Here is a 16,377-nt window from a genome sequence, read left to right as displayed (position 1 = left end):
TCTCCCTGAGGCAATGGCCTAGTTGCTGGCGGTTTTCATCGGCTGGTCGGGCTTTTTGTCATTCCCGGCGATGAACGGACTCCACGGCTGGGCGCGCACCGGCTGTTCCGTCTGCCAGACCACGTTGAACTGGCCGTTGCCTTCAATTTCACCGATCATGACCGGCTTATGCAGATGATGGTTGGTAGCATCCATGGTGAGCGTAAAGCCAGACGGCGCCTTAAATGACTGACCGGCCATCGCCGCGCGCACCTTATCCACGTCGGTGGTGCCCGCTTTTTCCACCGCCTGTGCCCACATATGGATCCCCACGTAAGTCGCTTCCATCGGGTCGTTGGTCACCACGGTATCGGCATTCGGCAGCTTGTGCGCCTTCGCATAGGCTTTGTAATCCGCGACGAACGCCTGGTTGGTTGGATTATCCACGGACTCAAAGTAGTTCCACGCCGCCAGGTTACCCACCAGCGGTTTGGTGTCGATCCCGCGCAGCTCTTCTTCGCCGACGGAGAACGCCACCACCGGCACGTCGGTGGCCTTCAGCCCCTGGTTAGCCAGCTCTTTGTAGAACGGCACGTTGGAGTCGCCGTTGATGGTCGACACCACGGCGGTTTTGCCGCCTGCGGAGAATTTCTTGATGCTGGCGACGATGGTCTGGTAGTCGCTGTGACCAAACGGGGTGTAAACCTCTTCGATGTCCTTATCCTCAACCCCTTTCGAATGCAGGAACGCGCGCAGGATCTTGTTGGTGGTGCGCGGGTAAACGTAGTCGGTACCCAGCAGGAAGAAGCGCTTCGCCCCGCCGCCGTCCTCGCTCATCAGGTATTCCACCGCCGGGATGGCCTGCTGGTTCGGCGCCGCGCCGGTATAGAAGACGTTTGGCGACATCTCTTCGCCTTCATACTGCACCGGATAGAACAGCAGGCCGTTCAGCTCCTCAAACACCGGCAGCACGGATTTGCGCGAAACCGACGTCCAGCAGCCGAACACCACTGCCACTTTATCCTGGCTCAGCAGCTGGCGTGCCTTCTCGGCAAACAGCGGCCAGTTTGAGGCTGGATCCACCACCACCGGCTCCAGTTTCTTACCCAGCACGCCGCCTTTGGCGTTGATCTCGTCGATGGTCATCAGGGCGACGTCCTTCAGCGGGGTTTCGGAGATGGCCATCGTGCCGGACAGAGAGTGCATGATCCCCACTTTGATGGTGTCGGCCGCCTGCACGCCAAAACTCATTCCCATCGCCACGACGGACGCGGATAACGCAAAGGCTTTTAATAAGGTACGACGCTGCATATTTTCACTCCTGAAAAAGAACGCTGTGCGAAAACGTCCGTTACGGCATGGACGCGGAAATAAAGGTGTCAGCGAAGCAGGAGCAAAAAGGATGCCAGAATGGAGGAAGCGCTATTGCAGGAGACAGACGGCAGGATGTAAAGAGAACGACTCAGAATGGCACAGCGCTGCACTTTTATAATGCAGCGCTGAGGAAGCGCTTTTACCAGACTTCGCTGGCGATCTGCGTCACCAGACGGACCTTATCCCACTGCTGGGACTCGCTCAGGCTGTTGCCCTCTTCGGTGGAGGCAAAACCGCACTGCGGGCTGAGGCAGATTTGCTCTTTCGCCACGTATTTCGCCGCCTCTTCCAGACGGGCCTTCACGCCTTCCGGGTTCTCCAGCTCACCGTTTTTCGTGGTAATCAGGCCCAGCACCACCTGCTGCTTGCCCGGGCGAACGAAGCGCAGCGGCGCGAAATCCCCGCTGCGGTCGTTATCGTATTCCAGGAAGAATGCGTCAACGTTGACCGTCCCGAACAGCACTTCCGCCACCGGCTCGTAGCCGCCTTCGGAAATCCAGGTTGAACGGAAGTTACCGCGGCAGACGTGCAGCCCGATGGTCAGATCCTCCGGCTTGCCTTCCAGGGCCTTGTTCAGTACGCGGGCATAGATTTGCGCCAGCTCATCGGCATCGTCGCCGCGCTCGCGGATCTGACGACGCTGGTCGTCCGAGCAGAGATAGGCCCAGACGGTGTCGTCCAGCTGCAGATAACGGCAGCCCGCGTCGTAGAATGCGCGGATGGCGTCGCGCCAGGTGGTTGCCAGATCGTCGAAATAGTCGTTCAGATCCGGATACACCGTCGCGTCGATGTCTTTGCGCCCGCCGCGGAAATGGAGCACGCTTGGGCTGGGAATGGTCATCTTCGGCTGGGCATTGCCGCTGATGCTTTTCAGATAGCGGAAGTCTTCCAGCATCGGGTGGTCGCCAAAGCCCAGCTTGCCGGTCACGCGCACGCCGTGGGCTTTGGTTTGTACTCCGTTGAACTGAATCCCCTGCTGGGAATCGTAACGCTCAACGCCCTGAAGACCGTCGAAGAAATCGAAGTGCCACCAGGCACGGCGAAATTCACCGTCGGTCACCACATGCAGGCCGCACGCGCACTGCTGCTCGACGACGTGGCGAATAGCCTCGTCCTCCACCGCGCGAAGCTGTCCGGCATCAATCTCGCCGCTGGCGAACTTCAGGCGAGCCTGCTTGATGGCATCCGGGCGTAAAAAGCTGCCGACTACGTCGGCGCGGTATGGGGCGTGCTGTCGTTGCATGGAAATCTCCTCAGTCTGCCGGTATTAATTGCCCGCAGTGATAATTCATTATTTGAATCTTTAGACTTCTGGATGTCTAAATGTCCAAAAAAGATGTCATACCTGACCGTTTCCGGCAAACGAGAAAATTTCACGGGTGTTGAAAAAAATTCATCTTCACAGCGCGTCAGCGTGCGCCTGGCTGGCAAAGGCGTAGCGTTCATCTTCCCAGCCGGTGATGCCGCCGAGCATGATTTTGACCGGCAGCCCGAGACGCGCCAACTTCAGCGCCGCCCTGTCCGCGCCGTTACAGTGTGGCCCCGCACAGTAGACGACAAACAGCGTCCCTTCCGGCCATTGAGACATCCGCTCAGCGGTCATCTGGCTCCAGGGCATATGCAGTGCGCCCGGTACGTGGCGGCGGGCAAACTGTTCCGGGCTCCCCACCACGTGCAGCAGCACGAAGTCCTGCTCATTATTGGCGATGGCGTGATGCACGTCGGCGCAGTCGGTTTCGACGCTCAGGCGACGCAGAAAATGGGTAACGGCTTCCTGCGGCTCGGCAGCCGGAAATTCAGTAACATAGCTCATGATCCTTCCTCATCTTTGGCGTTTGTGTTAACACTACTCTATCCACAAATTCAGCCCGTGAATGCGCTCGCTTATGCCAGAAAACAGCAAAAAGATGACAAACTTAAGACAGGTTACCCGCCCGCAGGTGGTGGTGCTGGCGTATGACGGGCTATGTACCTTTGAGTTTGGCGTGGCGGTTGAGATTTTTGGCCTGCCGCGTCCGGAGCTGGGCGACGACTGGTATCGTTTTGCGGTGGCGAGCGTGGATAGCGGAGAATTGCGGGCGACCGGCGGGATCCGCATCGTTACCGATGGGGACTTGAGCCTGCTTGCGTCGGCGGACCTGATCGTGGTTCCCGGCTGGCGGGGGCTGGACTCACCGGTTCCTCCGGCGCTCTGCGAGGCGCTGCGCCAGGCCAGCGCGCGCGGATGTCAGCTGCTGTCCATCTGCTCGGGCGTGTTCGTGCTGGCCGCTACGGGGCTGCTGAACGGACGTAAAGCCACGACGCACTGGCGCTACATTGACGCGCTTAAGGTCCGCTACCCTCACATCGAGGTGGTTGAGGATGTGCTCTACCAGGACGAGGGCGATATCCTGACCTCCGCGGGCAGCGCGGCGGGGATCGATCTCTGCCTTCATGTTGTACGAAGGGATTATGGGCTGGAAACCGCCAACAGCGTGGCGCGTCGGCTGGTGATCCCCCCTCACCGGGATGGTTCACAGCCGCAGCAGCTGAGTCGCCCGGTGGCGCAGCTGCGTGAGAGCCAGCGCCTGGGCCAGCTGTTTGATTTTCTGCACACGCATCTTGTCGAGCCGCACAGCGTCGACTCCCTGGCTCGTCGGGTCGGCATGAGCCAGCGCACCTTTCTTCGTCGCTTCGAGGCGGCAACGGGCACGACGCCTGCTCGCTGGCTGCTTAATGAACGCCTGCTGAGAGCAAAAGATTATCTGGAGAGCAGCCGTTTAAGCATCGACAGCATCGCGGAACAGACCGGGTTTGGTCAGGCGTCGACGCTGCGTCATCATTTTCGTCAGCAGTTTGCGCTTTCCCCGGCTCAGTATCGCAAACAATTTTCACGTTCTGATACTGCCCGCTAGCGGCAAAAGCGCCAAAAAAAACCGCCATTATCTGGCGGTAAATGCTTGCATGGATAGATTTGTATTTTGGTCTCTACGTCCCCGACGCTCCATGGTCGGGCAGCGGATCTCATACAAACTAACACTGGCTGTCTCAACGAAAGCTAAACAGCCTAGTTAACTCGCGCTGGTGTTGATTTGCAAATAGCGCATCAGGCCCTGCTCAGCGCTCTGCCTGGCATCATCGTTAAGGGCCTCGAGATAAAACGATCGCGATACGCCATAGGGAGCCTTTTCAGAGGGATATACCGCAAACTGGAATGTTTTTCCCCGTGCCGGATGGGTGCAGTCTAATTCCCAGCGCTGTTCATTTACTCTTTTACTAGTGCAGGCTACGCGTCCATAGTCGCTGGTTAAATAGGAACCAACGCGAATTTCAGCGGACTGAATATATTCTGGTTCGTCATTACCTGCATAACGAATCGCTGCAACGGCACCTACCGCAACAGCCAGAAGCGAAAACGCTATTATTTTTTTCATTTATGAATGACCCATTCCTTAGCCAGAGATTCACTATTATATAGGATTTATCCTTAAAGCGAACATCCAACTATGGACCAGAAATAGGAGGTTTACAAAAACGCACATATATTTTAAGAAAAATCCTAATCGGTATTATGAACCCACGTTATTTGACATTTTCTTTGCGCTATTTTGAAATATTGAATAATAACCCCAAACAATAATTGGCATGATTAACCCGCGCTGTTCTTATTGGGTGAATTTATGTTCAAAAAAGGGCTATCTTTTATCATGCTTATTTGTGCCCTCTTTTCTGGCCAGCTGATGGCCGGGCACAAAGGCCATGAATATGTTTGGGTAAAGAATGTGGAGCATCAGCTGCGGCATGAGGCCGACAGTGACGAGTTACGCAGTGTAGCGGAAGAGTCAGCGGAGGGTTTGCGCGAACACCACCTGTGGCAGAAATCGCGCAAACCGGACACGCACGTAAGGTAATTAACTGCCTTTGCGTTTCGGAAGAGTTTTCATCAGATCGTCCGGGCTCACGGACGCAACGATGCTGCCCGGCGGTGGCATTTTGAAAATGTGGTTTTTCATTTTGCCGATAACATGCATTTCACAAGGACGGCAGTCAAACTTCAGGGTCAGAACTTCGTCACCGTTGACCAGCTGCATGGGGGTGGCCTTCCAGCTTTTAATATTCCCTTTCGCCTGTTTCGGGCACAGGTTAAAAGCAAAGCGCAGGCAGTGCTTGGTGATCATCACCGGCACATCGCCCTTCTCTTCGTGCGCTTCATAGGCCGCGTCGATAAGCTGCACGCCGTGGCGATGATAAAATTCACGCGCTTTATGGTTGTAAACGTTGGCCAGGAACGATAAATGGGTGTCCGGATACACAGGCGCAGGAACGGATTCGGCCTTACGGCTGCCGCGCGGATACTGCGCCAGGCGTGCGGCATCCAGCATCTCTGCCGTTTCGCGGCGGAACTGATTCAGCAGGCTGTTCGGCACGAACAGCGCGTCCGGCAGATTAACCTCGATGGCGCGCGCGTAGTAAATCGTCTGGCCCAGCTTCGCTACGCCGTCCTTCAGGCTGTTAAGCGCTTTCTCCGCGTTGTTTGCCACCTCGAACAGACCATCAAGGGTATGCGTTACGCTGATGCCGTCTTCGCAGGTCATGGTCAGGATCAGCTGCTCTTCCCAGCCGCCCAGCTCAATGTCCACCGCGATGCGACGCTCACTGGAGGTTTTCAGCAACGCCTGCTGCCAGTTATGATCCAGGTTACGGTTGAGCGGCGCGTTCGGCCTTGCCTTGTAGAGATCGGCAGGCATTTCATTCGGCCAGACGCGGTAGCGGTTCTCGCCGGTTTTTTCGACCGTGTTGGCGCGGAAGCCCACCACTTCACGCTTAATCATCACGTTCAGGCCGTCGCCGTTCGCCAGCGGCTCGGCCACTTCAACGTCCAGGTGATCTTTCGCCACTTTCAGCACTTCACCGACCGGTAAACCGATAAACTTCGGTGAGTCAAACGCGCCAATATCCCCTTTGCGGGCGTTCACGAAATAGTCCGTGCTGCCGCGGTGGAAGGTTTTGTCCGTTGACGGAATAAAGAAATGTTCGGTACGACCGGCCGAGGCGCGCGCCAGGTCACCGCGATCTTCGATGATGGCGTCCAGCATCTGGCGATAGTGCGCGGTGATGTTCTTCACGTAGCTCATATCTTTGTAACGTCCTTCAATCTTGAAGGAACGCACGCCCGCGTCGATCAGCGCGCCCAGGTTGGCGGTCTGATCATTATCCTTCATGGAAAGCAGGTGTTTTTCGAACGCCACCACGCGACCTTGATCGTCTTTCAGGGTATACGGAAGACGGCAGGCCTGCGAGCAGTCGCCGCGGTTGGCGCTGCGGCCCGTCTGGGCGTGGGAAATGTTGCACTGGCCGGAATAGGCCACGCACAGCGCGCCGTGGATAAAGAATTCAATCGTCGCGTCGGTTGCCTGGTGAATATCGCGGATCTGATTGAGGTTCAGCTCGCGGGCCAGAACGATCTGCGAAAAACCCACGTCGGAGAGAAACTTCGCCTTCTCAACCGTGCGGATATCGCACTGGGTGCTGGCATGCAGTTCGATAGGCGGAATATCCAGCTCAAGCACGCCCATATCCTGAACAATCAGGGCATCGACGCCGGTCTGGTAGAGATCGGTAATCAGACGCTGCGCGGGCTCCAGCTCATCATCATGAAGAATGGTGTTCAGGGTCACGAACACTTTCGCCCCGAAACGGTGGGCGAACGGCACCAGATCGGCAATATCGCGCAGGCTGTTGCTGGCGTTATGGCGGGCACCGAAGCCAGGGCCGCCGATGTAGACGGCGTCAGCGCCATGAAGGATCGCTTCACGGGCAATGGCGGCGTCGCGGGCCGGGCTTAAAAGTTCAAGATGATGGGATTGCAGGCGCATACTTCGTCGTTATCCGTTATGGTCAAAATGGCGGCTATTGTAGTCAGAAGTATGCGCCAGCGAAACAGTTTTGCGTAGCCTCAGCGGGGATAATGGATCAGAGAGTGAAAATGCACCGGCCTGTCGCTGCTGTTGCGGTAGGCGTGCGGTTTATCACCGGCAAAACGGACGCCCGAATCGGCATGCACCGTCTGCCACTCACCGTTGATGTTCATCTCCAGCTCGCCGCTGATGACCACCACATGTTCAATCACGCCTGCCTCATGCGGCGTGGACTCGCTCAGGGCACCCGGTGCCAGCGTGATGGAGAAATGATCGAACCGGAGCGTCTCATCCCAGGGAAAGAGCGGTTTGACCACCATCGCCTGCTGCTGTGAATCAAACACAGCCGGCCTGTCCGCCTCGGGCGTAATGAAAGCGGAAAACGGGACGTTCAGCCCGGTGGCAATTTTCCACAGCGTCGACACCGTCGGGCTGGACTCATTGCGCTCGATTTGCCCGAGCATCGCTTTCGACACGCCCGTTTCGTCCGCCAGCTTCGACAAACTCCAGCCGCGCGCCTGGCGCAGCGTTTTCAGCGTTGCTGCAAGATGTTGTGTAATGTCCATGCTCCCTCCTGATGGCCCTGAGCATACCACTTGTACGCTATAGCGCACAGTGTTACCTTATCTCGGACGTTATAACGCACAGCGGAGTTTCTATGCGCCCTACCTCTCATCTCGTTCCAGTCGTACTGGCTGGATTTGTCGCCGTTCTGGTCGGTTACGCCAGTTCGGCAGCCATCATCTGGCAGGCCGCCGCGGCGGCAGGCGCCAGCGCGCAGCAGATTGCGGGCTGGATGACCGCGCTGGGGGTTGGGATGGGCGTCAGCACGCTGGCGCTCTCCTGGTGGTATAAAGCTCCGGTGCTGACCGCCTGGTCTACGCCCGGCGCGGCGCTACTCGCCACCAGCCTGCACGGCGTGACGCTGGCCGAGACAATCGGCGTGTTTATCTTCGCCAACGCGCTCATTTTACTCTGCGGCATGACCGGGCTTTTCGCCCGCCTGATGAAGCTGATCCCACACTCACTGGCTGCGGCCATGCTGGCAGGCGTACTCCTGCAGTTTGGGCTGCATGCGTTTGCCCATCTGGACGGGCACTTTCTGCTGTGCGGCAGCATGATTGCCGCGTGGCTGCTGGCGAAAGCGCTGGCACCGCGCTATGCAATCGTCGTTACGCTGCTGGTGGGCGGGATCGTGGCGTGGGCGGGAGGTGACGTTGTCACGGATAAAATCACCATTTCCTTCGTGACACCTGAGTTTATTGCGCCCACGTTCACCTTCACCAGCCTGGTGAGCATCGGCTTGCCCTTCTTCCTGGTGACCATGGCCTCGCAAAATGCGCCCGGTTTCGCGACCATGAAAGCGTCCGGCTATCCGCTGGCGGTCTCACCGCTCATTATTTTTACGGGCGGGCTGGCGCTGCTGCTGTCCCCCTTCGGCGTCTTTTCCATCTGCATAGCCGCCATTACCGCCGCTATCTGTCAAAGCCCGGATGCCCACCCCGATGCCGGTAAACGCTGGCTGGCGGCCATCGCGGCCGGCGGGTTTTATCTGCTGGCGGGAGTGTTCGGCGGATCCATCACCGGGATAATGGCTGCGCTGCCGCTCAGCTGGATCCAGACGCTGGCCGGTCTGGCGCTGCTGGGTACCATCAGCGGGAGTTTATATCAGGCGCTGAATCATGAAGCGGAGCGCGACGCGGCTATCGTCACGTTTCTGATGACCGCAAGCGGCGTCACGATCCTGGGCATCGGCTCGGCATTCTGGGGGCTGGTGCTGGGCGGCGTAAGCTATGCCCTGTTTTCACGCGCTCGCCGCGCGCAACTGTGACGGCGTGATGCCCATGACGCTGCGAAAACGGTTACTGAAGTGGCTGGCGGAGTTAAACCCGCAGGCCAGCGCGATATCCGTCAGCGGCGTCGAGGTATGCTGCACCAGGTTTTTCGCTTTTTCCATGCGCCGTTGCATAACGTACTGATGCGGCGCCAGCCCCGTCGACTGGCGGAACATGCGGGCAAAATGGTATTCGCTGAGTGCGGCCTGCGCCGCCAGATCGGCCAGCGTCAGGGGCTGTCCGAGGTTTTCTTCAATAAAAGCCAGCACGTTGCGCAGAACAAACGGCGATAGCCCGCCGGTAACGACCGGGAGCTTCCACTGAACGTTGGCGTAGTTTTGCAGCAGGTGGGTCAACAGCAGCGTAGAGGCCGTGCTCAGGGTGAGCTGGTTGGCCTGCTGCTGCCAGTCGCAGCCGAGCAGAAACTGGCGGTACAGCGCGGTGATCTTCGGGTCGCTGCCAAAAATGCGCTCGTCCAGAGTCAGCGACAGGGGCCGTTTATCCCAGATTTTTTCGCCCACATCGCGCAGGTGTTCATCGGTGCAGTAGAGATGGACAAACGACAGGTCATCGCGGATATCCCACGTCGATTCGCTCTCTTTCGGCATCAGACAGAAACGGTCCGGTCCCCCGCCGTTCTTCCAGCCGCCCGGCGTCTTTTGATAGCTCTCATAACCGTCGGCGACGTACAGACTAAGGGTATGATGATTGCTTTTAACCGTTATCGTATCGTGCTTGTTGTACCACGCCGCCAGCTGAATGCCGGAATTGAGCGCGACCGTTTCCCGCAGGACCGCATTCTGCTGGCGAAGCGTTTCAAAGGTATCGTAAGCGTGAGACATAACCGTTAGCGCGTTATTGAGTGAACTGTCAGTCTAAGAACTGTTGTCCCCCGTTGCCAGCCCCCGGAAAAGAAAAAAGCGCAAGATTTTGCAAGTCTACCGCAAGCCGGTGAAAGCCCCAGACCGAGGACAGCGCCATACTGCGGGCTTCCGTGGTTTGAGAAGAGAAAAAATATGAACGCGTTATTATACGGACTGGTGGTGATCATCTGGGGAACCACCTGGATTGCCATTTTCCTGCAGCAGGGTCCCGTACCCGCCCCCGTCTCTATTTTCTGGCGTTTCGCGGTGGCCAGCGCCACGATGATGGTGGTGTTACTTGCCCTGCGCCGGTTGCGTAAGCTGGCGCTGCGGGATCATCTGTTCTGCATGCTTCAGGGATGCTGCGTCTTCTGCTTTAACTTCTGGTGTTTTTATACCGCGGCGGCACACATCAACACCGGGCTGGAATCGGTGATCTTCTCCATGGCGGTGCTCTACAACGCCATTAACTGTTTTATTTTCTTTGGACAGCGCCCGCCCGCGCGTTTCTGGACGGCGGCGGCGCTAGGTCTTGTGGGGATCGTGACCCTTTTCTGGGACGACCTGCTGGCCAGCGGCTGGAGCGTATCGCTCCTGACGGGCATTGGCCTTTCCGCCCTCGGCACGTACGGCTTCTCACTGGGCAATATGATCAGCATGCGCCATCAGCGCAGAGGTCTGGAAACCATGACCACCAACGCCTGGGCTATGCTTTACGGCACGCTGGTGATGGGGGGTATTGCGCTCTTCAGAGGCGACAGTTTTACCCCGGAATGGACGGTCACCTATATGGGCGCGCTGCTCTATCTGGCCCTCTTCGGCTCGGTGATTGCCTTTGGTGCCTACTTCACGCTGGTGGGACGTATCGGCCCCGGGAAAGCGGCCTACAGTACGCTGCTCTTCCCGCTGGTGGCGCTCTCTATCTCAACGGTGTATGAAGGCTACGTCTGGCACATCAACGGTATCGTCGGTTTGCTGCTGATTCTGGGCGGGAATATGGTGATGTTCACGAAACCAGAGACCTGGTTCAGGCGCCTGCGTACGGCGTAAAAAAAAACGGCCTGCGCAATGCAGGCCGCTTAACGTTATTTCGCTGTTTTATGCACGTCAAACATGGTGGCGTCCGTCGCCATGTCGTCAACAACCTGCTTCAGCGTCGCAAAGGTCATCGGCGTACTTTCGTTATTCAGCTCTTTACCTTCACCTTTACGAACCACCTTCATCACCGGTTTATTGGTGGCCGCGTCGATCAGCTCACCTTCAAAGTAGAGATGGGTATCCATGGTGCGATGGCCGGTAGCCATCTGCGTACCTGCTACTACCAGCGCGACCGGCACCACTTCATAGAACTGCAGTCCTTCTTTCTGCGAACTCACCCCGGTGATAGCACCGCGGAAAATCAGGCTGTGTTTACCCGGCGTGGTCACAATCGGCTTACGGGTACCAATAGCCGTTTTCATTTTGTTATTGGTGTAATTCAGCAGCTCATCAAGGGTTTGTTTCCCGATCTGAGTCGTCGGTTTTGGCGTTGGATAATAGGTGATTGGCGTCCAGATAATGCTGTCATAGTTGGCTTCGTTATAGGAAGGGTCAACCCAACGCAGCGTTGGTTTACCCGTTGCAGACGTCGTCTGCTGCAAGCCGGAATAATCTTTTAAAAAGCCTGAATATTGTTCTGGAGCCGCGACTTTTGAAGAACAGCCCGCCACTGCCAATAAACCCGTAAGCACTGCAACTTTAAAAAAAGTTTGAGTACGCATGATAGTTTTCCATGTAATCTGCAAGTATGCATTTGAAGTTATAGCAAAAGTTCGGTGAGTTTGTTGTGACAAAAAATGACGTGGGGAGCACAAATTGCGAAAAGAGTGCCCGGCAGCGTACCGGGCAGAGAAAATTACTGATTAATATCCACCTGCCAGAACAAATGTTTGCCAAACGGATCGATTTCGTAACCTGTCACCTCTTTGCGCACCGGTTCGAAGATCGTTGAATGCGCAATCATGACCGCCGGCATCTGGTCATGCATGATCTGCTGCGCCTCTTTATACAGCGCTACGCGCTTGTCGCGATCGGTAGTTGATTTTGCTTCCGCGATAATTTTATCAAACGGCTTATAGCACCACTTCGCCGAATTCGAACCGCCGTTGGCCGAGGTGCAGGTAAACAGCGGGCCAAAGAAGTTGTCCGGATCGCCGGTGGCCGTCGTCCAGCCCATCAGGGCAGCCTGATGTTCACCGTCCTTCACGCGCTTGAGATATTCGCCCCATTCGTAGGTGACAATTTTGGTCTGCACCCCCACCTTCGCCCAGTCAGCCTGAATCATCTCCGCCATCCGTCTGGCGTTCGGGTTATAGGGCCGCTGGACGGGCATCGCCCACAGGTCAATACTCATGCCGCCGGCTAAACCGGCCTCTTTCAGTAACGCTTTCGCTTTTTCAGGATCGTAATCGTAATCCTTCAGCTCGCTGTCAGCACTCCAGACGCCCGGCGGCAGCAGGTTTTTCGCCGCGGTGCCGGTACCGTGGAACACCGCGTCAATAATGGCCGGTTTGTTGATGGCCATCGCCAGCGCCTGACGGACCTTCACGTTATCCAGCGGCGGTTTTTGGGTATTAAACGCCAGGAAACCCGTGTTCAGCCCGGCCTTGCTCATCAGCGTAATATCTTTATTAGCCTTCATACGCGGCAGATCCGCCGGGTTCGGGAACGGCATCACCTGGCATTCGTTTTTCTCAATTTTGGCAAAACGCACGGAGGGATCCGGGGTGATGGTAAAGACCAGCCTGTCCAGCTTTGATTTCCCCTGCCAGTAGTCGGCAAACGCCGTAAACAGAATGCGGGAATCCTTCTGATACTGCGCCAGCTTAAACGGCCCGGTGCCAATGGGCTGCATATCCACCTTCTCCGGCGTGCCCGCTTTCAACATTGCATCGGCATACTCCGCGGAGAGGATCGAGGCAAAATACCATGCCAGATCCGCAACAAACGGCGCTTCAGGGTGCGCCAGGGTAAAGCGCACCGTGTGGTCATCGACTTTATCAATAGCGGTAATCAGGCTGCCAAACTCCAGGCTTTCGAAGTTGGAATAGCTGCCGTTTGAGACGTTGTGATAGGGATGGTTCACGTCCTTCTGGCGCATAAACGAGAAGATCACGTCATCGGCGTTAAAATCGCGGGTCGGCGTGAAGAATTTATTGCTCTGAAACTTCACTCCTTTACGCAGATGGAAGGTATAAACCTTGCCGTCGTCGCTCACCTCCCAGCGCTCTGCCAGGCTCGGCACCAGCTCCGTGGTGCCGGGTTTGAAATCGACCAACCGGTTGTAGACCGGCACTGCGCTGGCATCCACGCTGGTGCCCGAGGTGTATAACTGGGGATTAAAGTTTTCCGGTGACCCTTCGGAGCAATACACCAGCGTTTTCGCGGCTACGGTGGAACTGACCGTGAGCGCAGCGAGTGCCAGCGTTAACGTTGTGCGTTTGCTTGTCATCATTTATTCCTGTCTTTTTAATTCGACGGCTAATTAATTCTTTTGCCATTTCATAAATAACATTAAAGTGAAGTGGCAAACACCCGAAAAATAAATAAGGAAGAAAACACTATGGGCTCGCCGCTTTCCAGACAATTAACGCACCGTTTTTTCCGCTATCTTGCGATTACCAGCCAGAGCGATCCGAAAGTGAAAACTCTGCCCTCGACGCCGGGCCAGCACGACATGGCGCGCGAGCTGGCACAGGAGCTGGCGCAGCTGGGATTAGACGACATCGTGATTGACGAATTCGCGACCGTGACGGCAGTGAAAAAAGGCAACGTGCCCGGCGCGCCGCGCATCGGCTTTATTACCCACATTGATACCGTAGACGTCGGTTTATCACCGAATATTCATCCGCAAATATTAACGTTTAATGGTGAAGATCTCTGTCTGAATAAGGAAAAAGACATCTGGCTGCGCGTGAACGAGCACCCGGAAATTCTGGCTTATCCGAATGAGGAGATTATTTTCAGCGACGGTACCAGCGTATTGGGCGCAGACAATAAAGCGGCGGTGACGGTGGTAATGACCGTACTGGAAAACCTCACCGCTGCGCATCAGCATGGCGACATTGTGGTCGCGTTTGTGCCCGACGAGGAGATTGGCCTGAACGGCGCCAAGGCGTTGGATCTGAAACGCTTCGACGTGGACTTTGCCTGGACCATCGACTGCTGTGAGCTGGGAGAAATTGTTTACGAGAATTTTAACGCGGCAGCGGCAGAGATCCACTTCACCGGCGTGACGGCGCACCCGATGTCCGCCAAAGGGGTACTGGTGAACCCGTTATTGATGGCGACCGACTTCATTAGCCATTTCGACCGCCAGCAAACCCCGGAGTGCACCGAGGGCCGCGAGGGCTATATCTGGTTTAACGGCATTCAGGCCGGACAGAACGACGCCGTGCTAAAGGCTAATATTCGCGATTTTGATAAAGCCAGCTTTGACGCCCGCAAGCAGCAGATTGCGGACGTCGCCGCGCTGATTGCCGCCCAACACCCGACGGCGAAGGTCGACTATCGCATTGAAGATACCTACAGCAATATCAGCAATGCGATTGGTGAAGACCGGCGCGCCATCGACCTGATGTTTGAGGCGATGGAATCGCTCGGCATCACCCCAAAACCGATCCCTATGCGCGGCGGCACGGACGGTGCGGCGCTGTCGGCAAAAGGGCTACTCACCCCGAACTTCTTCACCGGCGCGCATAATTTCCACTCGAAGTTTGAGTTCCTGCCGCTGTCGTCGTTCGAGGCGTCTTACAAGACTGCCCTGCAGATCTGCCTGCTGGCCGCCCGTTAAGCGGTCTTGCGCGCCAGCATGGTGGCAAAGCGCAGCTTGATGCGGTTGCCGTTTTCATCGGTGCGGTGCAGTTCGCCAACCTCTTCGTTGTATTTGAGCAGCTCCCAGCCTTCGTAGTAGCTGCTCAGCTCACCGCTTTTGAACGCAAACGGGAAGCCGACGGTGCACGGGTAATCCGCCGTGTCCATCGCGGCAACGATCAGGTTGTAGCCGCCGGGTTTGGTGCAGCGCTGCATGTTGGCGATAAGGCCCGGAATGGTTTTCGCCTCCAGGAACATCAGCACCACGGTGGAGAGAATAAAGTCGTACTCGCCGTCAAAGCTCAGGCTGTTAAGATCTTTGACGGCAGTGTGCAGATTCTCAATCCCTTCTGCCGCCTTGATACGCTCAATGTTATCAACGCTCATCGGGTTTTTATCCCAGGCGGTCACCTCGTGGCCGTTGGCCGCCAGGTAAAGGCTGTTGCGGCCATTTCCGCAGCCCAGATCCAATGTCTTGCCGGGCTTTACGATCCCCGCGCTGTACAGCACCTCTGAATGCGTACGGGTTAAGCCATATTTCTCTGTGAAGTAATTTTCATCGACAGCCATTATTTTTCCTCAGATTGCATAAGCAGTGCCTTATCAGTGCGCACCAGAAGTTTGCCCTGAATCAGCAGAATAAACGTACGGACCAACAGCATCCCAATGATGAGATTGGTAAAGATAAACAGCGGCACGGCAATGGCGTGGAAGAATCCAGACGAACTGCCGTGACCCAGATGCAGCCCGGTGGTAGCCAGAGCCGACACGCCAAACGAGAAACTCCAGAAGGAGGCGTTAAACGGCTGAGACACATACCACGGCAGCAGGCGCAGCATAAAGAGCAACTGCAACAGGCCGTAGCCGAACAGCATTTTGGCGAAGGTGTCGGCTTCCCCACCGTTGACGCTAAACCAGGCGCTGCACGCCACCAGCGCGGGCGCCAGCTGAATGCCTAAAGCGGTGCGCTGCGCGGTGGGAAGCTCCCCGGCGCTGCGAAGACGCTGGAGGATCACCGGCTCCAGGCTGAGCCAGGAAAAGACGCCCGCGCCGAGAAAAACGAGCCCTGCATCGTTGAACCCCAGAGCACCGCACGCCATCGCGCTGATGAAATTATTCGCCACCGTCGGCAGATACAATCCGGGCGTGGTGGCCTCCTGCGGGTGCCTGCCTCGCCAGAGCCCGGCGCTTTGCCAGGCGGAATAAGCAAGCTGTAACACCACACCCACGCCGAACAGCGCCAGCGATACCGGGCGGAACCAGGGCACAAAACCGATGGCGACCAGCATGGTGGTCGCCGGAAAAAGGCTGACGAAGCTGCTCATTACCGGGTGGCGCATCTCTGCCAGCACGCTGTGCGGGAAACGGATCGCACGGGTAATAAACGCCGTCGTCAGTAAAAACCAGCAGGCAACTGCGAGAGCGACCAGAATCTCACCCGGCCAGCGCGTCACCGGCCACAGGGTGCTGGCGTATCGCCAGGCGAAACCCATGCCGATGATGCCCAGCACCATGCCAAAATAGCCTGCGGGAAGGTTAAGCGCCTGTTCAGGTTTGTTTAATTTATTCATTAATTTG

Annotated in this window: 16 protein-coding genes; 5 read left to right on the top strand and 11 right to left on the bottom strand. The window is 56.7% G+C overall.

The window, feature by feature from the left end; genetic code table 11:
• Window positions 1-18 precede the first annotated feature (18 nt).
• From urtA to DG357_RS11160, 3 genes are all read right to left on the bottom strand, one after another.
• The gene (gene urtA, locus DG357_RS11170) at window positions 19-1,290 is read right to left on the bottom strand and encodes an urea ABC transporter substrate-binding protein (protein WP_028013130.1); all 1,272 of its coding nucleotides are present in this window, start codon (window positions 1,288-1,290) and stop codon (window positions 19-21) included.
• Between the two features lie 202 nt (window positions 1,291-1,492).
• Window positions 1,493-2,596 (bottom strand): cobalamin-independent methionine synthase II family protein, encoded by a 1,104-nt coding sequence (locus DG357_RS11165; RefSeq protein ID WP_041910011.1) that lies wholly within the window; start codon window positions 2,594-2,596, stop codon window positions 1,493-1,495.
• Between the two features lie 156 nt (window positions 2,597-2,752).
• Complete coding sequence (locus DG357_RS11160) at window positions 2,753-3,166, bottom strand: rhodanese-like domain-containing protein (protein WP_047365183.1); 414 nt, start codon at window positions 3,164-3,166, stop codon at window positions 2,753-2,755.
• A 73-nt stretch (window positions 3,167-3,239) separates the two neighbouring features.
• Between DG357_RS11160 and ftrA the strand changes: the two genes are divergently transcribed.
• Complete coding sequence (ftrA, locus tag DG357_RS11155) at window positions 3,240-4,247, top strand: transcriptional regulator FtrA (RefSeq protein WP_088205425.1); 1,008 nt, start codon at window positions 3,240-3,242, stop codon at window positions 4,245-4,247.
• Between the two features lie 156 nt (window positions 4,248-4,403).
• On the opposite strand, the gene DG357_RS11150 is transcribed toward ftrA, so the two are convergent.
• Window positions 4,404-4,766, bottom strand: coding sequence for a hypothetical protein (locus tag DG357_RS11150; RefSeq protein WP_045260501.1), 363 nt, complete (start codon window positions 4,764-4,766; stop codon window positions 4,404-4,406).
• Between the two features lie 246 nt (window positions 4,767-5,012).
• Between DG357_RS11150 and DG357_RS11145 the strand changes: the two genes are divergently transcribed.
• Entirely contained in the window at window positions 5,013-5,243 is a 231-nt protein-coding gene (locus tag DG357_RS11145; protein WP_047368536.1) for a DUF2554 family protein, read from the top strand.
• On the opposite strand, the gene DG357_RS11140 is transcribed toward DG357_RS11145, so the two are convergent.
• The gene (locus DG357_RS11140) at window positions 5,244-7,208 is read right to left on the bottom strand and encodes a peptidase U32 family protein (RefSeq protein ID WP_088205424.1); all 1,965 of its coding nucleotides are present in this window, start codon (window positions 7,206-7,208) and stop codon (window positions 5,244-5,246) included.
• 80 nt (window positions 7,209-7,288) lie between these two features.
• Window positions 7,289-7,816, bottom strand: a complete 528-nt coding sequence (locus DG357_RS11135; protein WP_048958187.1) for a helix-turn-helix domain-containing protein — start codon at window positions 7,814-7,816, stop codon at window positions 7,289-7,291.
• Between the two features lie 92 nt (window positions 7,817-7,908).
• Here DG357_RS11135 and DG357_RS11130 point away from each other — a divergent pair, with 92 nt between their 5' ends.
• Window positions 7,909-9,081 (top strand): benzoate/H(+) symporter BenE family transporter, encoded by a 1,173-nt coding sequence (locus DG357_RS11130; RefSeq protein WP_028013122.1) that lies wholly within the window; start codon window positions 7,909-7,911, stop codon window positions 9,079-9,081.
• On the opposite strand, the gene DG357_RS11125 is transcribed toward DG357_RS11130, so the two are convergent.
• A complete protein-coding gene (locus DG357_RS11125; protein ID WP_047365191.1) occupies window positions 9,055-9,927 on the bottom strand; it encodes a helix-turn-helix transcriptional regulator in 873 nt (290 codons plus the stop codon). The two genes, DG357_RS11130 and DG357_RS11125, sit on opposite strands and share 27 nt — an antisense overlap.
• 174 nt (window positions 9,928-10,101) lie before the next feature.
• Here DG357_RS11125 and DG357_RS11120 point away from each other — a divergent pair, with 174 nt between their 5' ends.
• Window positions 10,102-10,998 carry a DMT family transporter gene (locus DG357_RS11120; protein WP_047365193.1) on the top strand — a complete coding sequence of 299 codons (897 nt, stop codon included), beginning with the start codon at window positions 10,102-10,104 and terminating at the stop codon, window positions 10,996-10,998.
• A 35-nt stretch (window positions 10,999-11,033) separates the two neighbouring features.
• On the opposite strand, the gene DG357_RS11115 is transcribed toward DG357_RS11120, so the two are convergent.
• Window positions 11,034-11,708: a DUF3313 domain-containing protein gene (locus DG357_RS11115; RefSeq protein WP_028013119.1), complete on the bottom strand. Its 675-nt coding sequence runs from the start codon at window positions 11,706-11,708 to the stop codon at window positions 11,034-11,036.
• A gap of 134 nt (window positions 11,709-11,842) precedes the next feature.
• On the bottom strand, window positions 11,843-13,438 hold the full coding sequence (locus DG357_RS11110; RefSeq protein WP_047368531.1) for an ABC transporter substrate-binding protein: 1,596 nt from the start codon (window positions 13,436-13,438) through the stop codon (window positions 11,843-11,845).
• A gap of 111 nt (window positions 13,439-13,549) precedes the next feature.
• Here DG357_RS11110 and pepT point away from each other — a divergent pair, with 111 nt between their 5' ends.
• Complete coding sequence (gene pepT / locus DG357_RS11105) at window positions 13,550-14,779, top strand: peptidase T (protein WP_088205423.1); 1,230 nt, start codon at window positions 13,550-13,552, stop codon at window positions 14,777-14,779.
• Here the strand turns inward: pepT and tehB are convergent.
• Both tehB and tehA read right to left on the bottom strand, forming a co-directional pair.
• The gene (gene tehB, locus DG357_RS11100) at window positions 14,776-15,369 is read right to left on the bottom strand and encodes a tellurite resistance methyltransferase TehB (protein WP_088205422.1); all 594 of its coding nucleotides are present in this window, start codon (window positions 15,367-15,369) and stop codon (window positions 14,776-14,778) included. The two genes, pepT and tehB, sit on opposite strands and share 4 nt — an antisense overlap.
• Complete coding sequence (gene tehA / locus DG357_RS11095; protein ID WP_028013115.1) at window positions 15,369-16,370, bottom strand: dicarboxylate transporter/tellurite-resistance protein TehA; 1,002 nt, start codon at window positions 16,368-16,370, stop codon at window positions 15,369-15,371. The genes tehB and tehA overlap by 1 nt, the downstream gene beginning before the upstream one ends.
• Window positions 16,371-16,377 lie beyond the last annotated feature (7 nt).

The organism is Enterobacter bugandensis (assembly GCF_900324475.1).
GTDB lineage: Bacteria > Pseudomonadota > Gammaproteobacteria > Enterobacterales > Enterobacteriaceae > Enterobacter > Enterobacter bugandensis.
The sequence above is the reverse complement of the archived record's forward strand: the minus strand, read 5'-3'. Positions and strand labels throughout refer to the sequence as shown.